This window comes from Serratia sp. HRI (genome assembly GCF_010119335.3).
GTDB classification, from domain to species: domain Bacteria; phylum Pseudomonadota; class Gammaproteobacteria; order Enterobacterales; family Enterobacteriaceae; genus Serratia; species Serratia nevei.
Genome location: NZ_CP083690.1, coordinates 3211030 through 3232987 on the forward strand (window position 1 = coordinate 3211030; position 21958 = coordinate 3232987).

Consider the following 21958-nt stretch of genomic DNA (forward strand, 5'->3'; position numbering starts at 1 on the left):
AAGCCCTCGCAAGAGGGCTTTTTTTTGGTTCATCGCGCTTTACCGGGGAACGCTGCTTTGATTTTCAGGAAGAAGTAAGCGTTATCCCGGTATCCATAGGCCATCCGCTTCATCACTTTTATCTTATTGTTCATCCCTTCCAGCACGCTGGTATTCAACCTGTGTCTGGCACTCGCGATGATGCCACCGGCATACCCTTTCAGTTTCTCGGCGAAGTGTTGCAACGCCTTGATTCCGCTTTCCTGAGACTGCCTGTACCAGCTTGTCCAGCGCCTCCATGCCTCTTGTTCACTCGGGGCGTACCACAGTTCTTTCAGCGCGGTTTTCATCAGCCAGACCACATTCAACGGCTGATTCGCCTCCAGCAACTCCGTGAGCTTTACCTCATGCCCTTCGGGCAGGTTTTCTGGGTTGCGCAGCAGCAGCCAGCGGCTGCGTTTGATGACCTGACGCGATTTTGGGTTATCACGGAGTTGATTGGCCTGGTCGACGCGGACCCGGTCGATAACCTCCCGGCCATACTTTGCCACCACATGGAACAAGTCATAGACCACTTCCGCCTGCGGGCAGTGATGCCTGACCTCCAGGTCTAACGCCGTATTCATATCCATGGCGACAGACTGGATAGCGGCACAGCCTTCAGCGCCCAGCCAGACGAAGAAGGGGCGGAAGGCCGCTCTGCTGCGGCCTTCGCCCACCCACAACACCTGTTGCGTATCCGCATCCATCACCACGGTGGCATAACGATGTCCTTTGAACAGGGCGAACTCATCCATCACCAGACGGCGGAGGGTATGGCGCTGCGGCTCTGTCCGTTCCCGCAGCAGACGCCGGTAGTCGATATTCTTGACCGTATGCCAGTGCAGGCCGGTGAGTTGTGCAACGTGCTTAATCGGCAGTAAACGGGTCAATGACTCAACCCATACGGATAGCGTCGTGGTATATCTCTGGCGCTCAGGCAACCAGCTGATTTTTTCGGTGGTGACCCCGCAATGGGGGCAACACAGGCGCCGGACGGGGACGTTGAGCCAGACGACCCAATCAAGCAGCTGGCGTTCACGCACTCGGCGGAAGGAAACATCATGCACAACAGGCACCCGCCGCTCACAACGACGACAACAGGGCATGACGGCAGCGTCAGGCTGGAGCTGGATAAGCAGGGAGTTGGCAGAAGGATGCGAGAAGGAATTGACGATAAAGCCTTCCCAGAACAGGGAGCAAAGGTTAGCATTCATAGTGACGGCAGTTTTGAAAGTTTAGGGTGTGTTTTGGCGAATACAAACCTAAACGTTCTGACTGCCGTTTTCTATTGGTTCACGCTAAAGCGCGATGAACCTTTTTTTTTACCCGTTGGCGGCGGTTTTGACGAGCTCGACCACCAGCGGCGATAGCTCGCCGCGCAGCGCGGCGCGTTCCGACTGGAACAGCGTAGCGACGTAAAAACGGTGAGCCGGCAGTTCGATGGCGCGCACGTCGCCTTCGCTGTCGTAGCCGCTGATGATCAGCGGGAAGCGTTGCAGATCGACGACGAATTCCGGATTGACGCCGAAGTTGCAGTGGTAGCCTTCATGGGTGTTCAGGCTGCCGTAGGCCCGTGCGACGCGGGTGTCAGGCTGGAAAACGATGTCGCCGGTTTTTTCCACCAGCGAGCAGCTAAGCGGAGCGATCACCAGCCGGCCACCGCTGTCGGTTTCCGCATGACCGGCGTCGTGCCAGCCCATCACGTTGCGGGCGTACTCGATGATGGCGTACTGAAAGCCGCCGCAGGAACCGAGGAACGGCACGTCGTTTTCCCGCGCATGACGGATCGCCATAAAGGCGCCGTCGTCGTAACGATACGGACTGCCCGGCACCACCCAGATGGCATCGAAATCTTGCAGGATGTTGGGGGAGGTCAAGGTTTCGGTCGGTAGCCACTGGGGCTGCACGTCGATGTCGAGATGGGCGGCGGCGAGCCGGAGCGCCACGGGGATGGCCTGATGGGCCACGGCTTGCGGGTTGTAATCACCGACCAGAGCAATGCGAACCTGAGCTTTCATCATTTCCTTTCCTGTGCGGGTAAAAAAGGAGATTACAGGAAAGTAGAGTGTCGAGCCGCCGCTTTTTAAACGTGGCGCAAAAAAAAGGTTCATCGCGCTTTACCGGGGAACGCTGCTTTGATTTTCAGGAAGAAGTAAGCGTTATCCCGGTATCCATAGGCCATCCGCTTCATCACTTTTATCTTATTGTTCATCCCTTCCAGCACGCTGGTATTCAACCTGTGTCTGGCACTCGCGATGATGCCACCGGCATACCCTTTCAGTTTCTCGGCGAAGTGTTGCAACGCCTTGATTCCGCTTTCCTGAGACTGCCTGTACCAGCTTACCCAGCGTCTCTGCGCCTCTTGTTCACTCGGGGCGTACCACAGTTCTTTCAGCGCGGTTTTCATCAGCCAGACCACATTCAACGGCTGATTCGCCTCCAGCAACTCCGTGAGCTTTACCTCATGCCCTTCGGGCAGGTTTTCTGGGTTGCGCAGCAGCAGCCAGCGGCTGCGTTTGATGACCTGACGCGATTTTGGGTTATCACGGAGTTGATTGGCCTGGTCGACGCGGACCCGGTCGATAACCTCCCGGCCATACTTTGCCACCACATGGAACAAGTCATAGACCACTTCCGCCTGCGGGCAGTGATGCCTGACCTCCAGGTCTAACGCCGTATTCATATCCATGGCGACAGACTGGATAGCAGCACAGCCTTCAGCGCCCAGCCAGACGAAGAAGGGGCGGAAGGCCGCTCTGCTGCGGCCTTCGCCCACCCACAACACCTGTTGCGTATCCGCATCCATCACCACGGTGGCATAGCGATGTCCTTTGAACAGGGCGAACTCATCCATCACCAGACGGCGGAGGGTATGGCGCTGCGGCTCTGTTCGTTCCCGCAGCAGACGCCGGTAGTCGATATTCTTGACCGTATGCCAGTGCAGTCCGGTGAGTTGTGCAACATGTTTAATCGGCAGTAAACGGGTCAGTGACTCAACCCATACGGATAGCGTCGTGGTATATCTCTGGCGTTCAGGCAACCAGCTGATTTTTTCGGTGGTGACCCCGCAATGGGGGCAACACAGGCGCCGGACGGGGACGTTGAGCCAGACGACCCAATCGAGCAGCTGGCGTTCACGCACTCGGCGGAAGGAAACATCATGCACAACAGGAACCTGCCGTTCACAGCGCCGGCAGCAGGGGGGGACGGCAGAATCAGGCTGGAGCTGGATAAGCAGGGAGTTGGCAGAAGGATGCGAGAAGGAATTGACGACAAAGCCTTCCCAGAACAGGGAGCAAAGGTTAGCATTCATAGTGACGGCAGTTTTGAAGGTTTAGGGTGTGTTTTGGCGAATACAAACCTAAACGTTCTGACTGCCGTTTTCTATTGGTTCACGCTAAAGCGCGATGAACCAAAAAAAAGCCCGGCGTCGGCCGGGCTGAAAAAAAGAGGGTTAGTACAGCGAGGGCGCGCCGACCGGCCGAGTTTTGAAGCGGCGGTGCAGCCACATGTATTGCTCCGGTGCCCGCATGATCTCTTTCTCGATCACTTTGTTCATGTAAGCCGCCGCCGCCTGTTCGTCTCTGAGCGGGTAGTCTTCCAGGGCCGGCTGGATCAGCAGGTCGTAGCCGCGGCCGCGTTCGCGGCGGATCAGCACCACCGGCACCAGCGCCGGGTTGGCCATACGCGCCAGCATGAAGGTGCCGCTGGTGGTGGCGGCCTGATCGACGGCGAACAGCGGCGCGAATACGCTGCCGCGCGGGCCGTAGTCCTGATCCGGCGCGAACCACACCGCCTCGCCGCGCTTGAGTGCGTGCACCATGCCGCGCAGATCCTTGCGATCGATCATTGCCTTGTTGGAGCGCATGCGGCCCTTGGTCTGGGCCCACTCCATCGCTTTATTGTTGTGCGGGCGGTACATTGCCATCATCGGCTGGCACAGGCCCATAGCCCGGCCGCCCAGCTCCAGCGACATGAAGTGCACGCCGATCACCAGCACGCCGCGATCGTCGCGCTGCGCCATTTTGAGGTGGTTGATGCCGGAGACGTTGAACCAGCGCTTGACGCGTTTATCCGACCAGAACCAGGCCATGCCGGTTTCCAACAGGCCCATGCCGAGGGACTCGAAGTTGCCTACCACCTTACGCTCGCGCTGCGCTTCGTCCATCTCGGGGAAGCACAGCTCGAGGTTGCGACGGGTGATGGTGACGCGGCGCTTGAGAAAACGCATCGAGGTGCGTCCCATCCATACGCCAAGGCGGTTAAGCAGCGGGTAGGGGAGTTGCACCAGCAGGAACAACAAGGCCAGACCGAACCAGGTCAGCCAGTAGCGCGGGTGCAGCAAGGAAAGTTGAAATCTCTTTTGGCGTTTCATAGCAGCTCGTTTATGCGTTAGGGGGTAGCAACCTGTAGCGCATAAAGGATCCACTCGATAGCGATACGACTACTCAGACACCCGGGGAAGGCCAGGGTTTAGTCAGAATTCCATAATTGACTAAACATTTACATTCGAAGGGCGGTTTGCGCTGCTATCAGGCTTCGGAGGGATAGCTGTTGGCCAGCGGAGGCGGCTCTAGGAATGCATATGCTAGCACAGGGTACGGGGTGTGGCGGAAGAGGGGCATGCGAATATTCTCATTCGCGTTGCCCCTAAGTTGAAGATTGGCGCGTTTTATAGGCTGGGAATGATAATCGCGGCGAAGATTGCAGCGATCACCAGCCATTTCAGCAGGTAGTAACCGCGGCGGTTACGCGCTTTCAGACGCTGACCGGCATCGCGCACCGCGTTGACGTATTTGAAAATGCGGTTGATGCCGCCGGTGCGGTCCTGATCGTCGTTCGGCGAGCTGGCCGCCGACATCAGCGTTGAACCGACCCAGTGGTTGACCGCCTGCGCCCAGCGCCACTTCATCGGCCGTTCGACGTCGCAAAACAGAATGATGCGCGTCTGGTCGGTGGCGTTCTGCGCCCAGTGCACGTAGGTTTCGTCGAAGATCACCGCCTCGCCGTCGCGCCAGCTGTGGGGCTCGCCGTCCACTTCGATGAAGCAGCGATCGTCATTGGGGGTCATCAGCCCCAGGTGATAGCGCACCGAGCCGGCGTAAGGATCGCGGTGTTTACCCAAATGGCTGCCGGGCGGCAGCTCGGCGAACATCGCCGCCTTGACCGACGGGATGCGGTTGAGCAGCTCGACGGTTTTCGGGCACAGCGTCTGCGCCGAAGGGTGACTGTCGCTGTACCATTTCAGATAGAAACGCTTCCAGCCGCGTTTGAAGAAGGTGTTGAAGCCGGCATCGTTGTGCGACTGCGCTTTTTTGATGTGATCCTGCAGGCGCACCGCTTCTTCGCGGATCACCTGCCAGTTGTCGGTCAGCGTCTGCAGCTCCGGGAAGCCTTTTTCGTCGAAATAGGGCTGTTTGGCGGGCAAACGGGAGAAGCCGGTCATAAACATGTTGATCGGCCCCATAAAGGTGGAGTGATCGAACAGTTGGCGGGTAACCTTTTGTTTCTCTTTGCCGCGGGAGTGCGCGTAGAGGAAGCTGACGATGAAAATGCCGATAATGATCGCGGCAACCATAGAATCCATCCCTGCTAATGCTTGTTAAAAATTCATACAAATTATAGTTTTGTGACAGGAAAAATTTAACGTTTTCGTGCTTTTTGACCAAGATTCTCTCGAACGGCATAAAAGAATGAGAAATTTATTTTTAATAAAATTTTATGTCGATTTTTTTGGTTTTAGTCCTATTCTTAAATCGTTCAAGGGGCGTTTCATGCCATCTTGTTTCATGACGAATGGCACGTATCTGAGAAAAGAGGGACTTATGAAGAAATCAATCATTGCCTTGTCTGCACTGCTGCTCGCTTCCCCGGTGTTCGCCGCTGAGACCGCGACCGACACCGCCGCTCACGCCAGCAACGAGGTCGTTGCCGAAGCGCACAAAGGGGCGGATACCGCCAAAGAAAAGCTGCACCAGTCTCAGGACAAGGGTGAAGAGCTGAAGCTGAAAGCCAAGCACGCCGCCGAAGGCAAGAGCGACAGCGTCGGCAGCAAAGTGAGCGAGGGCTCGCAAAAGGCCTGGCACTCCACCAAACAGGGTACGGAGAAGGCTTGGGATAAGACCAAGCAAGGGGCGGAAAGTCTCAAGAACAAAGCGACCGAATAAGGTCTCCGCTTTACCCCAAGGGCCGCGCTGCGGCCTTTTTTATTGCCCGCAAACCGGGTATGCCCCAAAAGAAAAAGGCGCCGCCTCTTGCAAGGTTGCGCCTTTTCAACACGTTAACTGACTAGTATCAGTTCATGCCGTACTGTCAGATTAGCTGTTTTCATGCTTTGGGGTGGTTTTTGTATTTTATTTAAAATCAATTAGTTATATGAAAATATGACTGTATATTGTTCCAGTGCTTTTTGTTGTTTATGCTATTATGCAAGCAATTCTGTATAAACATTTGTATAAACACTTTGGGCTGGGTGGTGGTCTATGGCTGGCGAACTTAACAAACTGAGCGACAGGAAGTTAAAGGGATTACATGGCATCCCGGCCAGTAAGATTGAGTTTTATGCTGATGGTGCCGGGTTGAGCGCTAAGATAACGAAAGCTGGTGGCATTAGCTGGGTGTTTACTTACCGACTCGACGGGCAGAAGCTGCATCGGCTGACTCTGGGGCGCTACCCTGATATGAGTCTCAAAGAGGCCCGTTCCTCGCGTGATAAATGTCGTCAGTGGCTGGCCTCTGGTAAAGACCCAAAGCACCAGTTGGCGCTAACTATCCAGGAAACGCTTAAACCGGTCACGGTGCAGGAAGCTATCGAATACTGGATACGTGAATATGCGGAAGAAAACCGTGCGAACGTCGAGCGACATAAAGCGGAGCTACGCAAACATATTTACCCTTACATTGGGAAAATGGCGCTTGCTGACTGCGAAACCCGATACTGGCTTGACTGCTTTGACAGGATGAAAAAGAAAACGCCAGTTGCTGCGGGTTATGTATTCCAGATGTGCAAGCAGGCTCTGAAATTCTGCCGCGTTCGCCGTTACGCCGTCAGTACCGCCCTTGAGGATTTGAGTATTCCCGATGTTGGTAAAAAGCAGGCGAAAAAAGATCGGGTACTGAAAGATAAAGAGGTTGGGGGATTGTGGGCTGCTATATCGTCCGGCGATGTTTTTCTGCCCTACTACACAAACTTGCTCAGGATCACCACTTTGTTTGGTTGCCGTACCCAGGAGGCCAGATTGTCAGAGTGGGCCGAATGGGATATGGAGGCTTGGGTGTGGACAGTACCAAAAGCGCATAGTAAAGGCGGTGAAAAGATTGTGCGTCCAGTTCCAGAGGCGATGCGATCATTTATTGAAATGCTCCACGATGAAACAAAATCATCCGGCTACCTTCTTGGGGTTGTGAAGAATAGCGAGGCAGTTAGCCAGTGGGGCCGTAGCGTTTATAAAAAACTGGGGCATTCTGAACCCTGGACATTGCATGATCTACGGCGAACGCTTGCAACGCATATGAATAATATGGGTATCGCTCCGCACGTTGTTGAACAGTTGCTGGGCCACTCAATGCCGGGAGTTATGGCGATTTATAACCGTAGCCTGTACTTGCCGGAGAAGCTGGACGCGCTGAACAAGTGGTATGACCGCTTAGAATTTCTTGCGAATAATCATCAGAATGTAGTTCTGTTACCTGTATCGAATAGAAGTTAAACTGATATTGTGGGCCTAGGTCGGCCAACCGAAAAGCGGGAAACCCTACCCGCCTGGCTCGCAAGTCATTAGGGCGTTGAGGGTGACGATTATGGGAATGCCATTGCGTGAATATTACCCTGTGGCTCGCGCAGCTGAGTTACTTGGTTGTAAAATAGAAGATTTATTCCATTGGGCTTCTGTTGGGGGTATTAATATATACCTGTCGATTGAGTTAGGCATGGGATACATGCACTTCTGTAATGAAAATGATGAGTTAGAAGAACAATTTGAAGAAAAAGCATTAGCTCGTGATGGATTTTCAACTGTAAGTGCTATTTATATTTTGGAGGACGATGCTGCTAAAGCTTTCTTCCAGAAAGAGCCACCTTTCGAAGGGTTCAAGCCATGCACATTTAATGGGTTGTGGGCTTTGCCTCGTTCAGCGTATTGTTATGATGATTTAATGGAATTTAAACCCAGTTTTTTTGATTTATGGCTGTCGTCAAATAGTTTGATGTTTATAGCTTTTGAAGATGATAGCTACTTAAATCCTCTTGAAAGTGATCTTTATTTAATGAAGTCTGATTTTTTATTAATTTCAAAAATAATAAATGGTGTTGAAATTACAAATTCTTTTAAGGAAATCCCAAACTACTTTAATGAAGGTAGGGAACGTCTAAATTTAGATTCTAACAAAAGCGATAATTCAATTTCTCAAGTTAGAAACTCAAGAACCGCTAGGGACGCAATAAAAATCATGGCAAAAAAACATTATCCGGAAATTGCTGGGAATTATAAAAAGCTTGCAGAGGTGTTGAGTGCGGAGGCTAACGAGATTGAAGGGATGGCGGGGATTAGGTTTGATGATTCTACAGTAGGCCGCTGGATGAAAGACTAGCACTCATTAAGTGCCTCATTTAGGATAGGGGGCCTTATTAAGGCCTCTATTCATTGAAAGCCCAGTCCAGATCTCAGATGCTTTCCCTGTCAACACGAATACAGAGAGAGCAACATGAAAAATACCGCATTTACCCCGCCAAATCCTGAACAACGCCGCACCCTTCTGGAGGATTACGGCTTTAAGTTCGATCGCCGAATCCGTGAAGAAGAATGTTGCGAAATTACCAGTCTTTCCCGCTCCAGTCGCTGGAAGATGGAGCAAGAAGGCCGCTTCCCTTCTCGCTGTCATTTTGGCCGTAACAGCTGTGCCTGGCTTCTTTCAGATGTGCTCTGGTGGGTTCGCAATCCCCCTGTCGTACCTAACGTTAATAACCCATATAGCCGTAAGTCGGCCTAACAGAAAACGAAAGCAACTACCCGCAACTTCGTCTGATCAGCGAAAAGAAAATTTGTTGCGTGGAGTTGCGTTAGAAATATTGCAGCATACCTAACGCTGTCGCGGCGGCTCTGAATAACAACTTTTGGAGCGATAGAATAGAAATGACTCAGAAAAAATTAACTGCCTTGACCGGCAGTAGACAGACTCAACCTGAAATCAGACAGAAGGATAATTATCCAGAAATTATCCCGTTAGTTTTGGGGGCTATCGGAGGCAAAACGTCAATGGTGACTAATGCACGTAACCTGCATGAGTTTCTTGGTAGTAAGGACAGGTTTGCAGACTGGATTAAGCGCCGCATTGAACAATATGGGTTTGTTGAAAATGTAGACTATCAGGCTTTTTCGGAAAGTACCGAAAAAGGTCGCCCACGTACTGAGTACTGCATTAGTTCCGATATGGCGAAAGAGCTTTCTATGGTTGAACGTACCGAACGTGGCAAAGAAGCTCGTCAGTACTTTATCGACTGCGAAGAACGCCTGCGCCGTGTAGCGCCAAAGGAACATGAGGCGGCGTTGCTGACATGGCGTAAAAATCGTGTAGCTGCTTGTGAAGATCATAAAAGCATGGCTGCCGCAATGAAAGGTTATATCGAGCGAACCGGAGACGTGCAGCATGGCTTTGCTTATAGCAATGAATGCTCATTCCTCAATGGTCTTGTTCTGGGATTACATCCGCGAACCTGGGCTAAACAGAAGGATATTTCGGTTAAGCAGGTACGTGACCACATGAACGTAGATCAACTGGCGTTGCTGGCATATCTGGAAAGCCGTAATTGTACCTTGCTGGATTTGGATACCCTAACGACGGTTCGTAAGACGAAACTCACTGAACTGGCTCAGAGATGGCTGGTTAAGCGAGTGGGAGGTAGCGCATGATCTCACATAAAACAAAAGCGGCCTTGCCGGGCCGCTGTTGTCAAAGCACAAAACTTAAGCCAATTCAGAATAGCACGCTGGTGGATCTGGTCAATATGACCGAGGGGGGAATTCCTCCCTCGCCTAACGATCGTACGGTTACTGCAACTGCTGGAGGTATTTCTACAGATCTGCATGGGGTATATCCAAAACTCGATACACCCCAAAAATACAAGGTATGCGAGATTTTCCGCACACCTCATCAGCCCTTTGGCTCGATGCCACGTTGCTTTAGCTCCTTGCGGATGATGCGTTTAATCCAGGCCGCAAGTGATTCATCACCATCTTGCCGCTGTGCTTCTTCCATCGAATCACGTAGTTCAGGATCTAACCGAAATTGGAATGGCGGATTTCCACGTCTTTCATTTTTGTGTGTTGACACGTTAAGTACACCAGATGTAATGTGTTTATGTGTAATGACACATTACATGCACATGAATGAAAAGGCAACGCCCCGGAGTGCTGTAACACTGCCGAGGCGTCTCACCAAACCGTTATACGAGGTAACGATCATGGCTGACATGCAGTCTACCCAAACTCGCTCTAAATTTACATTCCTGTTCCTGGCTACCCCAGACCATACGCCCGAATGTGCACCGGTTGTGCTGCGCTTTGATGCCGATACAGAAGCGGCCGAGCGTGATGCTTTCCCTGGTTGGGATCTGATATTTGCCGCAAAAATCCGTACTCAACCTCCTTGTCGTGTCGCCTTCTTTGACTATGCCACCAGGAGTGGTTGGGAGTTTGACAGCGCAGCGGTTCAGGAGGTGGCACATGGCGCATGAAATCACGTTATCCAAAGCAAGCCGCCAGGCGGACCAGCTCAGTGCCTTGCTGACAGCAATGAGCACCGCGGTTAGTGAGCTCGAAGTAACTGACATGAGCACCTTAATCACATTGGCGCTGGATTTAGCCGGCGGACCAGCGTGTTGGTTATTGGAAGAACAATACCAACGGGAGGCTAATCATGCGTAAACAACATGGCGCATTCGCCGCTTTCACTATTCGGCACATCGATATTTCAGACTTACATGAAAAGGCGGATCAGGTCGAAGTACTGTCTCTTGCTGTTAAAAGACTTCTGTCTCTGCGAGCTATGGAAGATATCGATATCGAAACCCTGTTGGAACTTCAACAGAATCTAGCGGCTGAAATTAGTAATGGTCTACAAGGTGTTATGGACCAGGAGGTGAAAGATGCGTGATCCCATTCCTCTTGATACAGCAGCATTCCGTGCCAGTTTGCTTGGCTCTCTGTTCGAAGTTGTCATGGAAAAAGCGGACAGTGAAGGTGTTTCAAACGCATTAACAGACCTTATTAGCATCGCGTGGGGCATGAGCGAAGAGATCCGCAAGTCCTTAGATAAGGAGGTTGGCAATGTGTAAATCAACACTTCGCTATGTCGCTGATGACCATACCTTGGCGAAACATGAAGAGACATTGCGTATTGCTGCGCTGAGTGCGGCACAGGTAAAAATCGTTTCGACTATGCTGGTTTGCTACCCGAACGAGATGACTTCCGACGAGTTTTCTGTCTTGGGGCAATTGTTTGAGTCTTTGGCCTCCAACGTGGATGAGTTCCTCAAGGCGGAGCGTGAGCGCTTTGATAATAATGCGGAGGCTCATCCATGATCAGCCAGGTAAAATTCAACGAACTGGAAAAGCGCGTAGAAGCGCTTGAGCTGGCGTTGTCGGCTATGCAGCGCAAAGGTGATATGCCGGAAGGCATGGCGCCACTAACGACGCTGGCGGCAGAAATGGGCCTATCTACCAGCAAGGCAGAAGAACTGGCGCGTAACTGTGGCGTGATGATTGTGAAGCAGGGGAGCGGCCACATTGTGCATGAAGCCAAATTCCGCGAGGCAGCGTTGTTAGTGATCCGCGGTGCAAAGCGCAAATACGGCAGTAAATACTGGTTCCACCCGTTGATCGGCAAATTCATTATGGTCAAGGGGGCGCAGGCATGAGCAACGCGAAGAAGGTGAATATCAATCAGTGGCCTGATGCCCTGTTCTCTTGTGTTTACCGTTGGGTAGTTGGTAGACCGATTGAAATGGAAGAGGCGGAGGCTGCGCAGCTACGTTCCCAAGATAATACGGCTATTGGCAATCTAGCTGTGAAACTGCGTTCATTTGCTGTCGGGAATGTAACACCTGAGTGGTTGACCGATAACGGCTTCTATTCTGCTAAGGCCCCCGAGGCAGCCAGGGAAAAGCGTGAGGCAGTTGTGCTGGAATTTATCAGCCGGAAAGAGCTGGTGGACGTGCTGGCGGATGCCGCTCGTATTAACCGTATCTTCAACGCTATCCCCCCAGCTGTTGAGCCGGCGGTAACACCAGCTTTAAATCAAATGGGCGCCAGCCAGCGCGGTGAGGTTTTATTGGCTCGCTATGATGGGGCTTTGGCCATACATGGCGATTCTGACACTGTTCACCATTACGATGGCGTGATCTGGAAGCCAGTACCAGACAAAGAACTGCAGCGGGAAATGGCCGCCATCTTCATTGAGTCTGAGATCTCCTACTCTCAGAACGGCATTAAATCGGCCGTAGATACGATGAAACTGAGCCTGCCGCTGATGGGTAATACTGCTCGCAACCTGATCGGGTTCAGCAATGGTGTATTTGATACCAAAGTCGGGGAGTTCCGATCGCATCGCCGTGAAGATTGGTTGCTGATCGCTAGTGGTGTCGAGTTCAACCAGGCTGAGGCAGGGGAAACACTGGCAAGTCATGCGCCGAACTTCTGGAAGTGGCTCACTCGTTCCACTGGCGGTAATACTCGTAAGGCAGATCGGGTTCTATCGGCGCTGTATATGGTGATGGCCAACCGTTATGACTGGCAGCTATTCCTTGAGATAACCGGTCCTGGTGGTAGCGGTAAGAGCGTGTTGGCGGAGATCTGCACCATGCTTGCTGGCAAGGCTAATACCGTTTCGGCCAGTATGGCGGCATTGGAGAACCCAAGGGAGAGGGCGCTGGTGGTGGGCTATTCGCTGATCATCATGCCGGATATGTCTCGTTACGCCGGTGACGGGGCAGGTATCAAGGCGATCACTGGCGGCGACAAGGTTGCCATCGATCCCAAACACAAAGCGCCTTACTCCACTCGCATCCCTGCGGTAATTTTGGCAGTCAACAACAATGCTATGAGTTTTAGCGACCGCAGCGGGGGGATCAGCAGGAGGCGGGTTATCTTCAATTTTGCCGAGGTTGTGCCGGAGAATGACCGTGATCCGATGTTGGCAGAAAAAATTGAAGAGGAGCTGGCCGTCATCATTCGTCACCTGTTGACCCGGTTTGCTGACCAGGGCGAGGCCAAACGGCTGTTGTTCGAGCAGCAGAAATCAGAAGAGGCATTGGCTATCAAGCGTGAGGGTGATTCGCTGGTGGACTTCTGCGGCTATCTGATGGCCTCTGTGCAGTGTGATGGCATGTTTGTCGGTAACGCCAGCGTGATCCCGTTCAGCCCCCGCAAGTATCTTTATCACGCCTACATGGCGTATATGCAGAGCAATGGGCTGAACAAACCTGTGTCCTTAACCCGATTTGGTACGGATATGCCTGGCGCAATGGCTGAGTATGGGAAGGAGTATCTCAGGAAGAAAAGCACCAAGGGGAACATTCGATCCAATGTCAGTTTGAGCGACGATGCGGAGGAATGGCTGCCAGCAGCAACAGGGGGTACGGAGTAGAAGTTATTAGATAAGTGTCCACCTCTGTCCACCCAGTAAATTATATTTTTAAAAACATATGGTTAATGGGTGGATAGTTTAATTTTAACTCTCCACTAAGTATCCACCTCTCCACCTATTTTGAAAAAGGGTGGTGAGTTGGAGTGGAGACTTACGGACACTTAAAAATGAACTGACCACCTATCAAAACCATGATTTAATTGATAAAAATAAGGAAAGTGGATAGGTGGACAGTTAAACGCATAATTTTATTTTTTTATACGGGAAGGGCTATATTGTGAACTATCGAGGTAGGTAGTTGTAGGGTGAGAATGGGAAACTGTAGTCAGTTGCCAGGCTACCCGATATTGGTAATCAGGGGTACAAAATCGCATTAACTATATTTAACATTTAGTTAACAAGTGGTGATTTAGCTGTTCATCTAACCAGTGTTTAAATTTGTTCACTAAGCATATTTGAGTTACCTAACTGGTGGTTTTTGAGATGTTGAACAGTGGTGTATTTTCGATATTATTGTTATTTAACTGCTTTTTATTGTTTTTTTGAGATAGTATTTAACTACTAGTTAAGATAGGTTAACTTCGATGCCGCAATTCACACACTTTGATCTCAACTTGCTCAACCCTAGCTTTGACTCTCCTTTAGTTGATGTATTAACTGAGCTTGAGCTTTTACGCCATTTACGTCTTGAAACCGATGTGCACCCATTGCTTTTTGTACAGTTGAAGGCCGTTTTCCACATGCTCGAGAGTCTGGGGTCCGCCCGTATTGAGGGGAACCATACAACCTTAGCAGATTATGTGGAAAGTAAGGTCGATGGCACGGAGTCTTCCAGCGACCAGCTCAAAGAGATCGGTAACATTGAAAATGCGATGAACTTCATTGATGAACACCTTAAATCTGGTGACGATATTACCGAGCATTTTGTTCGCGAGCTACATGCGATAGCCGTTGTCGGATTGGAACGGGAAGGGGATAGAACTCCAGGAGCTTATCGGCAGCATGGTGTGAGCATTGCGCAATCAGAGCATCTGCCCCCAGACTTCATCCATGTTGCTGGCTACATGCAAGAGCTGACGGAATTCATCAATCGCCAAGACAGACCAAAGTATGACCTGATGAAGATAGCTCTGGCACATCACCGATTTGGTTGGGTGCACCCATTCGGCAATGGTAATGGCAGGACTGTTCGACTACTCACGTACGCCTTGCTGATCAAATATGGTTTCAACGTCCAGGCTGGTGGCCGCGTGTTGAATCCTACGGCTGTGTTTTGCAATGACAGAGAACGCTATTACTCAATGCTTGCAGAAGCAGATACTGGAACGGAACAGGGCCTGGAAAACTGGTGCTTGTACGTTCTGGCGGGTATATCGTCCGAGCTGAAGAAAGTTGACCAACTGACCAACCATCAGTTTCTTAGTTCAAAGATTCTATATCCTGCTATCGATTTTTCCCAAGGCCGAGGACTTATCAATGAAACAGAGACTCAGGTATTAAAGCGTACAGTAGGTATGGGAACCGTCAGGGCAGGTGACTTAAAAGAAGCTTTGCCGGGGATGAAATCTGCGCAGATCACTTATCAAATCGGTAAGTTGGTGGATCGCGGGCTATTGCAACCTGTCGAGCCTGGCGCACGAACATATACGGCAAAATTCTCGAATTCTTACCTTATCCGCGGAGTGATAAATGCATTGAAATATGAGGGGTTCATACCAGAGCTATAAAATTGATATAATTCATAATGTTAAGGATTTAAAGAATCTACTCGGTGTCAGGATTATTTTGATTTTTACGTGCTAAGGCTGAAAGTACTGATTATTTATCAGGATTTCAATGATGTCAGCATAAGGATAGGATTATTTTTAATTAGTGGTGCCGATTTTGACATCACCTCTATATTAAAAAGAGTTTTGTTCATTACTAACTTACCAGAATGGAGACTTGCTTGAGCAGTCTAGATGATACCTTAGAAGGATTTATAGAATTCAAAGTTAATGAATTCAAAGAAAATTATTTCCCTAATTCTGACGTAATAGTCTATTATGGTGGAATAACCGAATGGGCAAAACATGTCTATCAGCCCAAACTTGAAGCGATTGGCCGAGAAGCAAAGAAAAGCGGAACGAACTCTCTAGTTATCATTTTATCTACAGGTGGCGGCGCAGTAGAGTCTGTAGAGAAAATGGTAGAAATAACAAGGCATTTCTATGATGAAGTGAATTTTATTGTCCCTGATGCTGCAATGTCTGCAGGTACTATCTGGTGTATGTCAGGTGATAAGATATTTATGGATTATGCATCATCTCTTGGTCCGATTGACCCACAGGTCCAGTCATCCGAAGGGAAGTGGGTACCTGCTCTGGGTTACTTGGATAAAGTAGAAGAAATTATAAATAAGTCTCGTGAAGGGGTCGTTACGCAAGCTGAGCTTATGATGCTTAATAGCTTGGATCTGGCTCAACTTCGTAGATATGAACAGGCAAGAGAGCTTTCAAAAGATCTTCTGAAAAAATGGCTCGTTGAGTATAAGTTCAGAAATTGGAATGTTCGAGAAAGATCTCAGCAACCCGTTACGCTCGATGATAAAATTGCTCGGGCTGAAGATATTGCTGTAGCTCTGAGTGATAATAAACGCTGGCATTCTCATGGACGTTCAATAGGAATTGATACTTTAGTGAAAGGTATCAATCTACAAATTGAGGACTATACTGGGCTTTGTTGAATAAATCAGATTTCGGGTAAGTCTCCCCCGTAGCGGGTTGTGTTTTCAGGCAATACGCACGCTTTCAGGCATACCTGCTTTCGTCATTTTGTTCAGCGCTCGTACCAGGGCCATAGCCTCCGCAACCTGACCATCGTAGTCACGCAGCGTCAGTGAACCCCCGAACAGCTGTTTTACCCGGTACATCGCCGTTTCCGCTATCGAGCGACGGTTGTAATCTGTTGTCCATTTCCACCGCGCATTACTCCCGGTCATTCGCTGATTAGCCACTGCACGGTTACGGTCTGCATATTCACCGGGCCAGTAACCCGCACCTTTTCGGGGAGGGATAAGCGCGCTGATTTTCTTACGCCGCAGTTCATCGTGACAGAGCCGGGTGTCGTAAGCGCCGTCTGCCGATGCTGCCCTGATTTTTCTGTGAGTCTGCCGGATAAGACCCGGGAAGGCTTCTGAGTCCGTCACATTGTTCAGCGACAGGTCTGCACAGATGATTTCATGTGTGTTGCTGTCAACTGCCAGATGCAGCTTACGCCAGATACGGCGGCGTTCCTGGCCATGCTTTTTGACTTTCCACTCGCCTTCACCGAAGACCTTCAGCCCGGTGGAATCAATCACCAGATGCGCGATTTCACCCCGGGTGAACGTTTTGAAACTGACATTAACCGACTTTGCGCGCTTGCTGACACTGGTGTAATCCGGGCAGCGCAACGGAACATTCATCAGTGTAAAAATGGAATCAATAAAACCCTGTGCAGCCCGCAGGGTCAGCCTGAATACGCGTTTAATGACCAGCACAGTCGTGATGGCAAGGTCAGAATAGCGCTGAGGTCTGCCTCGTGATGAAGGCGTTGCCGACTCATACCAGGCCTGAATAGCTTCATCATCCAGCCAGAAAGTTATGGAGCCACGGTTGATGAGGGCTTTATTGTAGGTGGGCCAGTTGGTGATTTTGAACTTTTGCTTTGCCACGGAACGGTCTGCGTTGTCGGGAAGATGTGTGATCTGATCCTTCAACTCAGCAAAAGTTCGATTTATTCAACAAAGCCACTATACTGACAACGAGGAGTTGTCTGAGGCGATACGTGAGCTTGATAAAATGCTCACAGAGTTCCGGTTTAAGGTGTCCAAGGAAATTGTTGTTATCACATCGTATCCTGATGACAACGATGGGGAAGAGTGATAACGTTGCTTGCCTTTAATGCGAGAGGTTGCCATATGACAGACAAACGATCACTACTTGAACAAGTTGTTGCGATAGGTAGCCAAGTTAAATCGGATACTCAACTCGCAATGATTAAGGAATTGAAAGATAACGGTTTATTGGTGACGCCTACGTTTAATTTAGCGTATGGGCCATTGTCATTTGCAGCGCCGCAAAACAAGCAATAAACACGATCATTCATAAGGTTATTGTCTGCTTTTGTTCCTTAACGGCATCGTCTTGTTCTGCGACGATGCCGTCTGCATAGACATAGGTAGTTACCTTAGTTTTTGCTCAATGCCTTAGTGACTGCTTTTATACTTCAATCGACGCTTCAAACTATCAACTGTGCTGGTAGTCCACATGCCACCACGAGCAGGCCGTAACCCCATTTCGTTTAGCCTGGCAATAATCGTTTTATTGCTGGACTGGATACCAAGCCGCCTGGACTCTTCGACCATCTGAGCAATGACTTCCTTTGCGGTTAACGCCGGTTCGTTGATCGGTAGGGGGAGGTTCTGTGCTTTGTTGTCCGAATCTACAACACCATGCAGTAACCCTTCCATTTTGCCTATGAGCATCTCAAGACGTGATTCAGGCGAACAGTAGCCATCCTGCTTGCCTAACGTCTCCAGCACGGCGCTGAGCAGCCATGCGGATTTATCTTTTCCCGAACGCCTTACGGCTGCATCAATTTCTTGTGCTACATCGCCGGGAACCCGGAAAGAAAACAGCTTGCTTGGTTGCTTCTGTGCCATCTGCGTAAACCTTGTAAACAGTTGTGGGGTGTAGGGGTAACGCTTGCATGTATACGTGTATACAGCCTCAATCTGAGCATATCCCATCTGCATTAAACAAATAAAATTAATCTTGACGATTAAAAATATTGATCATAAAGTCACCTCATCAAACGTAGTACTGTTCATCCAAACAGTTACTGGAGGCCCCAAGATGGCAGTTGTTAACAAAAGACCCATCCTTGTAGATCAGCTCATTCTTGATGGGTTAAAGCGTCTACGGGAAGAGGAGAGTAAGCGATCAACGGTTGGCGCTGCTCCCAGCATTCAGGAGCTGGCGCGGCACATTTTGCGCCAGGGCATCAGCAAACACGCTGCTTGCCAGGAAGAGATAGGCGTAACTGATGAGCAATCAGAAATGGTGTCTGTACCTTCTGAGCAAGTTGTCAACGAAAGCTCAGAGATCGGCCGTTGATGGCGCATATGAGCCTGTCTACGCTTCTTCCCGCCCTGCATGGCGCCGGTAACAAGCGGATAACCCACCAATTATCTGAGGAACAATTCCCTATGTTCAACTTTTCACACCTTTTGGGTCACTCTAAAGCCAAAGGCGCAAACAGCGGTGACGACACTGAGATCAAGCTTGTTGACGATGAACCGATCAAGGTGGCCAAACCCACTCAGCACAGCCGTGAGCATAACGTAGCGGTTTCTGATGAAGCGAAGGCTAATCCAGTGCTGGCCATCCGGTTGCTGAAGGATACTGACCTCTCATCCAAGAAAATTAAGGCGAAACTGGCTACGGCGCCACAGGCACTTTCCAAGTTCACGCAGAACTTTATGGAAGAGAACGATCCTACCTGGGAATTCCAGAGCGATGAAGAGAAGGCCCGAACTGCGCTGACTTACTCTGTGCAGAACAGCGATAAGAACGGTTACAGCGCTGCCAGTATCAGCGCCACCAAGGCATTGAAGAAAATGGAAGAGCCACTGACCGAGGACGAAGTTAAGGCACTGGCGGAGCGCACGACTCAACTGCTAAACGACTCCAACCCTAACACTGCAGATAACGTTAATGCTCGCCGACAGGCTGATGAGGATTATAAGCAGGAAGTGGCACAGGCAATGGCTCGTCGTAATGATCGCATTCGCGCCACTGGTCAGATGTTGCCTGGTGATGCCAAGCGCGTAAACGGCAAGGTTGAAGGTCCCGCAGGCGAAATTGACCGCCTTAAGTCGCAGATCTCCCTCTAATGTGGCGCTGAGGTGTTCGCTATGAACTATCAACATTTATGTTCAATCCAACCAAAAGCATACGGGACTGGCTCACTGGGACGTCACATGCAGCGTCTGGAGCGATTGTCACAGCCAGAGGTTGATGTCATTCCGGCGGTCGATAGTCATTCTGATGCCCACAAGATAGCGGTAAGCCAAGAGGCCAAGAGTAATCCAGTGCTGGCGCTACGGCTTATTCAGCAAGGTAAGCCGTATCAGCAAGCCCAGCAGAAGCTCCAGTCCAGCGCTCGTCACCTCAGCCGATTCACTCAGCGGATAATGGCAAAAAATTATCCTGGCTGGGAGTGTCTTGATACCGAAGATCAAAATATGGCGGCCTTCCAGCACAGCATGTTGAACAATGATTCAAATGGTTACCACGCTGGGCTTAAGGCTGCGCTGGTGGCTCTTGAGAAGTTCGTAGAGCCATTAACGCTAGACGACGTTCTTAAACTGCAAAGCCGCCATAGTTCTGGAGATAACAATCATGCGTAAAGTAAGCGCGGTTACAGATACCGCTGATATTAATGGTGAGTTCACAGAAGGCAATGTCGCTCAAGGTGTTCCACCGACGATACTAAAGGCTGATATATTTAATACATGGCAACGAGAGTTGGTAAATATTGTCACATCATCAGGAATGGATTTAGATCCAAACGATGATGGGCAAATTTTAAAAGCTATAAATAAACTTTTGTCTGTGGCAGCAGCTGTAACGAGTGTGAATAACAAGAAGGGCGCCGTTACTTTGAGTGCTGGCGATGTTCATGCATGGGATAAAACAGAAGCAGACGCCCGTTTCATCTTTAAAACAAGCGATACTATGAGTGGTTCGCTTACAGCTAAGTATGTTGCGAGTACACCTAGCGTTATGCCAGAGGGGGGCTGGATCTTTTTCCGCTCAACTGGATAGTAAAGCCCCATTTTATCAGCCAAATTGGCAATGGCCAGTTACCTCCGGCGGTATTTATGTGCCGATTGTTAAAGGTGCTGTCACTCGCCAAGGGCAAGGCTATCCTACAGCCTTGAGCTTCGGCTACCTGCTTAATGGTACACCCAGTTTTGCTGTTCCCTGCATTCATGCAAAAGGGGATAACATTGATGTTAATTGGAGGTTTGACCCCAATTCTGGCCAATTTTATTCGCCAGGAAATATTTTGGCTAGTGGAGCCATACTTCATACCGATGGAAATATTACCGGTAATATCTGGGTGGGCTACCTCAGTACATGGTTGAATAATAATATTTCTAACGCTCAAAATAACGCGCAAAACTGGGCATATCAAAATCTAGTGCAAGGCGTACGTCTGTCTGGTCGGACGGTTATACGTGATTCCGGTGGGAGAATTGATCTTCCTTCAGGCTGTGTTTATACCGGTATGTCAGGTTCGAACTATAACCCAGATATATGGGCTGCGTACTCTGCGGTTCAGGTCTTGATTAACGGCCAGTGGGCCACTATAGGAACCGTTTAACAATGAAACACTTAAAAAACCTTAAAAAATACATTCCCGCTGAACCAGCATTAGGCAGAACTGTTTCATATCTCTGTGATGAAGATGGCCGCGATTGGTATGAAAGCCAAAAGGATTTTTCTAACGACACAATAAAAGTTGTTTATGATGCTGATGGCATCATATTGTCCGTGGCGAGTGATGTTTCGATGCTTTGGCCGATTAATTTATCTGTTGTTGAAGTAAGTATGCAAAATGCGCCGAAAGGACTGTCAGATAGTGGGGAGTGGGTTTTTAATGGTTCTGCCATTGTTCCGCGAGTGTACAGCACTGAAGAAATACAGTCTCAAACGGGACAGAAAAAGGCTCGACTGATTGATGAAGCTTATGCGGCAATGAAACCGTTGGAACTGGCGGTGAAGCAAGATATGGCCACCGATGAGGAAAAGGCGCGACTCGATGCCTGGGAACGATACAGCGTGCTGCTGAGTCGCATTAACCCAGAGATGAAGGTAGAAGATATAAGCTGGCCGGAAGTGCCGGAAACAATCTAACGAGGCAATGAAGGTGGCGCCGCATACGTCTTCCCCCCGCCCCCAGAAAAAAATGGGTCCTTCCTGGCACTTTTTTATCTCACGGGCATTGCGCGCCGCGTTCTGCGTCTAGCTATGAAATTTTGAATTTGATTGACACTTTACACTTGACAGTTTGGGGCACTGAGTCGCCGGAATCCGCGCAGAGCAAGGGATTACAGCAAGTTGGTAGGGGATTTTGATTGACAGTTTGATTGACACTTTTCGGGCTGAAAGCGTCAAGTTGACAGAAAAAGTGTCAAGCGGTTGACACTTTACATTTTGATTGACACTTTGCCGCCGGCAGGTTGACACATTGCGCTAGTGGCCAG

General features: G+C 49.9%; 28 protein-coding genes and 1 pseudogene. 21 read left to right on the forward strand and 8 right to left on the reverse strand.

Annotated features, from left to right (window positions below):
* Positions 1–29 precede the first annotated feature (29 nt).
* The 5 genes from GF111_RS15345 to lpxO all read right to left on the reverse strand — a co-directional run bounded on the left by GF111_RS15345 (position 30) and on the right by lpxO (position 5599).
* Positions 30–1235 (reverse strand): ISL3 family transposase, encoded by a 1206-nt coding sequence (locus GF111_RS15345; protein ID WP_071845341.1) that lies wholly within the window; start codon positions 1233–1235, stop codon positions 30–32.
* Positions 1236–1343: 108 nt separating this feature from the next.
* Positions 1344–2042 (reverse strand): CTP synthase, encoded by a 699-nt coding sequence (locus tag GF111_RS15350; protein ID WP_224217730.1) that lies wholly within the window; start codon positions 2040–2042, stop codon positions 1344–1346.
* Between the two features lie 86 nt (positions 2043–2128).
* Positions 2129–3334 (reverse strand): ISL3 family transposase, encoded by a 1206-nt coding sequence (locus GF111_RS15355; RefSeq protein WP_071845343.1) that lies wholly within the window; start codon positions 3332–3334, stop codon positions 2129–2131.
* A 141-nt stretch (positions 3335–3475) separates the two neighbouring features.
* Positions 3476–4396: a kdo(2)-lipid IV(A) palmitoleoyltransferase gene (gene lpxP / locus GF111_RS15360; protein WP_038879756.1), complete on the reverse strand. Its 921-nt coding sequence runs from the start codon at positions 4394–4396 to the stop codon at positions 3476–3478.
* Between the two features lie 297 nt (positions 4397–4693).
* Positions 4694–5599: a lipid A hydroxylase LpxO gene (gene lpxO / locus GF111_RS15365; protein WP_038879755.1), complete on the reverse strand. Its 906-nt coding sequence runs from the start codon at positions 5597–5599 to the stop codon at positions 4694–4696.
* Between the two features lie 247 nt (positions 5600–5846).
* Here lpxO and GF111_RS15370 point away from each other — a divergent pair, with 247 nt between their 5' ends.
* From GF111_RS15370 to GF111_RS15390, 5 genes are all read left to right on the forward strand, one after another.
* Entirely contained in the window at positions 5847–6188 is a 342-nt protein-coding gene (locus GF111_RS15370) for a hypothetical protein (protein WP_016930249.1), read from the forward strand.
* A 315-nt stretch (positions 6189–6503) separates the two neighbouring features.
* Positions 6504–7730 carry a site-specific integrase gene (locus GF111_RS15375; RefSeq protein WP_047729750.1) on the forward strand — a complete coding sequence of 409 codons (1227 nt, stop codon included), beginning with the start codon at positions 6504–6506 and terminating at the stop codon, positions 7728–7730.
* A gap of 91 nt (positions 7731–7821) precedes the next feature.
* Positions 7822–8610, forward strand: a complete 789-nt coding sequence (locus tag GF111_RS15380) for a hypothetical protein (protein ID WP_154235525.1) — start codon at positions 7822–7824, stop codon at positions 8608–8610.
* A gap of 114 nt (positions 8611–8724) precedes the next feature.
* Complete coding sequence (locus GF111_RS15385) at positions 8725–9009, forward strand: AlpA family transcriptional regulator (protein WP_071845345.1); 285 nt, start codon at positions 8725–8727, stop codon at positions 9007–9009.
* Between the two features lie 143 nt (positions 9010–9152).
* Entirely contained in the window at positions 9153–9929 is a 777-nt protein-coding gene (locus tag GF111_RS15390) for an antA/AntB antirepressor family protein (RefSeq protein ID WP_047729753.1), read from the forward strand.
* A 241-nt stretch (positions 9930–10170) separates the two neighbouring features.
* Here the strand turns inward: GF111_RS15390 and GF111_RS15395 are convergent, their stop codons facing one another.
* Complete coding sequence (locus GF111_RS15395; RefSeq protein WP_071845347.1) at positions 10171–10350, reverse strand: hypothetical protein; 180 nt, start codon at positions 10348–10350, stop codon at positions 10171–10173.
* A gap of 139 nt (positions 10351–10489) precedes the next feature.
* Between GF111_RS15395 and GF111_RS15400 the strand changes: the two genes are divergently transcribed.
* From GF111_RS15400 to GF111_RS15440, 9 genes are all read left to right on the forward strand, one after another.
* The gene (locus tag GF111_RS15400; RefSeq protein WP_224217854.1) at positions 10490–10753 is read left to right on the forward strand and encodes a host cell division inhibitor Icd-like protein; all 264 of its coding nucleotides are present in this window, start codon (positions 10490–10492) and stop codon (positions 10751–10753) included.
* Entirely contained in the window at positions 10743–10943 is a 201-nt protein-coding gene (locus GF111_RS15405) for a hypothetical protein (protein ID WP_047729754.1), read from the forward strand. Before GF111_RS15400 ends, GF111_RS15405 begins: the two co-directional genes overlap by 11 nt.
* Positions 10936–11172, forward strand: a complete 237-nt coding sequence (locus GF111_RS15410; RefSeq protein ID WP_047729755.1) for a hypothetical protein — start codon at positions 10936–10938, stop codon at positions 11170–11172. The genes GF111_RS15405 and GF111_RS15410 overlap by 8 nt, the downstream gene beginning before the upstream one ends.
* Positions 11165–11353, forward strand: coding sequence for a hypothetical protein (locus GF111_RS15415; RefSeq protein ID WP_047729756.1), 189 nt, complete (start codon positions 11165–11167; stop codon positions 11351–11353). Before GF111_RS15410 ends, GF111_RS15415 begins: the two co-directional genes overlap by 8 nt.
* Positions 11346–11600, forward strand: coding sequence for a hypothetical protein (locus GF111_RS15420; RefSeq protein WP_047729757.1), 255 nt, complete (start codon positions 11346–11348; stop codon positions 11598–11600). Before GF111_RS15415 ends, GF111_RS15420 begins: the two co-directional genes overlap by 8 nt.
* On the forward strand, positions 11597–11935 hold the full coding sequence (locus GF111_RS15425) for a hypothetical protein (protein WP_047729758.1): 339 nt from the start codon (positions 11597–11599) through the stop codon (positions 11933–11935). Before GF111_RS15420 ends, GF111_RS15425 begins: the two co-directional genes overlap by 4 nt.
* Entirely contained in the window at positions 11932–13662 is a 1731-nt protein-coding gene (locus GF111_RS15430) for a DUF5906 domain-containing protein (protein ID WP_047729759.1), read from the forward strand. The genes GF111_RS15425 and GF111_RS15430 overlap by 4 nt, the downstream gene beginning before the upstream one ends.
* 584 nt (positions 13663–14246) lie before the next feature.
* A complete protein-coding gene (locus GF111_RS15435) occupies positions 14247–15389 on the forward strand; it encodes a Fic family protein (RefSeq protein ID WP_047729760.1) in 1143 nt (380 codons plus the stop codon).
* A gap of 221 nt (positions 15390–15610) precedes the next feature.
* On the forward strand, positions 15611–16387 hold the full coding sequence (locus GF111_RS15440) for a serine dehydrogenasease (RefSeq protein WP_224217731.1): 777 nt from the start codon (positions 15611–15613) through the stop codon (positions 16385–16387).
* A gap of 45 nt (positions 16388–16432) precedes the next feature.
* Here the strand turns inward: GF111_RS15440 and GF111_RS15445 are convergent, their stop codons facing one another.
* Positions 16433–17401: an IS5-like element IS903B family transposase gene (locus GF111_RS15445; protein WP_000654805.1), complete on the reverse strand. Its 969-nt coding sequence runs from the start codon at positions 17399–17401 to the stop codon at positions 16433–16435.
* 201 nt (positions 17402–17602) lie between these two features.
* On the opposite strand from GF111_RS15445, the gene GF111_RS15450 reads away from it, so the two are divergent.
* A complete protein-coding gene (locus GF111_RS15450) occupies positions 17603–17776 on the forward strand; it encodes a hypothetical protein (protein ID WP_154235527.1) in 174 nt (57 codons plus the stop codon).
* 114 nt (positions 17777–17890) lie between these two features.
* Here GF111_RS15450 and GF111_RS15455 read toward each other — a convergent pair whose 3' ends face one another.
* On the reverse strand, positions 17891–18346 hold the full coding sequence (locus tag GF111_RS15455; RefSeq protein ID WP_047730834.1) for a hypothetical protein: 456 nt from the start codon (positions 18344–18346) through the stop codon (positions 17891–17893).
* A 112-nt stretch (positions 18347–18458) separates the two neighbouring features.
* Between GF111_RS15455 and GF111_RS15460 the strand changes: the two genes are divergently transcribed.
* The 6 genes and pseudogenes from GF111_RS15460 to GF111_RS15485 all read left to right on the forward strand — a co-directional run bounded on the left by GF111_RS15460 (position 18459) and on the right by GF111_RS15485 (position 21608).
* The gene (locus tag GF111_RS15460) at positions 18459–18800 is read left to right on the forward strand and encodes a hypothetical protein (protein ID WP_154235528.1); all 342 of its coding nucleotides are present in this window, start codon (positions 18459–18461) and stop codon (positions 18798–18800) included.
* An 8-nt stretch (positions 18801–18808) separates the two neighbouring features.
* On the forward strand, positions 18809–19579 hold the full coding sequence (locus GF111_RS15465; RefSeq protein ID WP_224217732.1) for a hypothetical protein: 771 nt from the start codon (positions 18809–18811) through the stop codon (positions 19577–19579).
* A gap of 21 nt (positions 19580–19600) precedes the next feature.
* A complete protein-coding gene (locus GF111_RS15470) occupies positions 19601–20095 on the forward strand; it encodes a hypothetical protein (protein WP_047729762.1) in 495 nt (164 codons plus the stop codon).
* A pseudogene (locus GF111_RS26760) lies at positions 20088–20294 on the forward strand (phage tail protein); the annotation flags it as partial. The gene GF111_RS15470 and the pseudogene GF111_RS26760, both read left to right, overlap by 8 nt.
* 277 nt (positions 20295–20571) lie before the next feature.
* The gene (locus GF111_RS15480) at positions 20572–21075 is read left to right on the forward strand and encodes a hypothetical protein (RefSeq protein WP_154235530.1); all 504 of its coding nucleotides are present in this window, start codon (positions 20572–20574) and stop codon (positions 21073–21075) included.
* A gap of 2 nt (positions 21076–21077) precedes the next feature.
* Positions 21078–21608: a tail fiber assembly protein gene (locus GF111_RS15485; protein ID WP_047729763.1), complete on the forward strand. Its 531-nt coding sequence runs from the start codon at positions 21078–21080 to the stop codon at positions 21606–21608.
* Positions 21609–21958 lie beyond the last annotated feature (350 nt).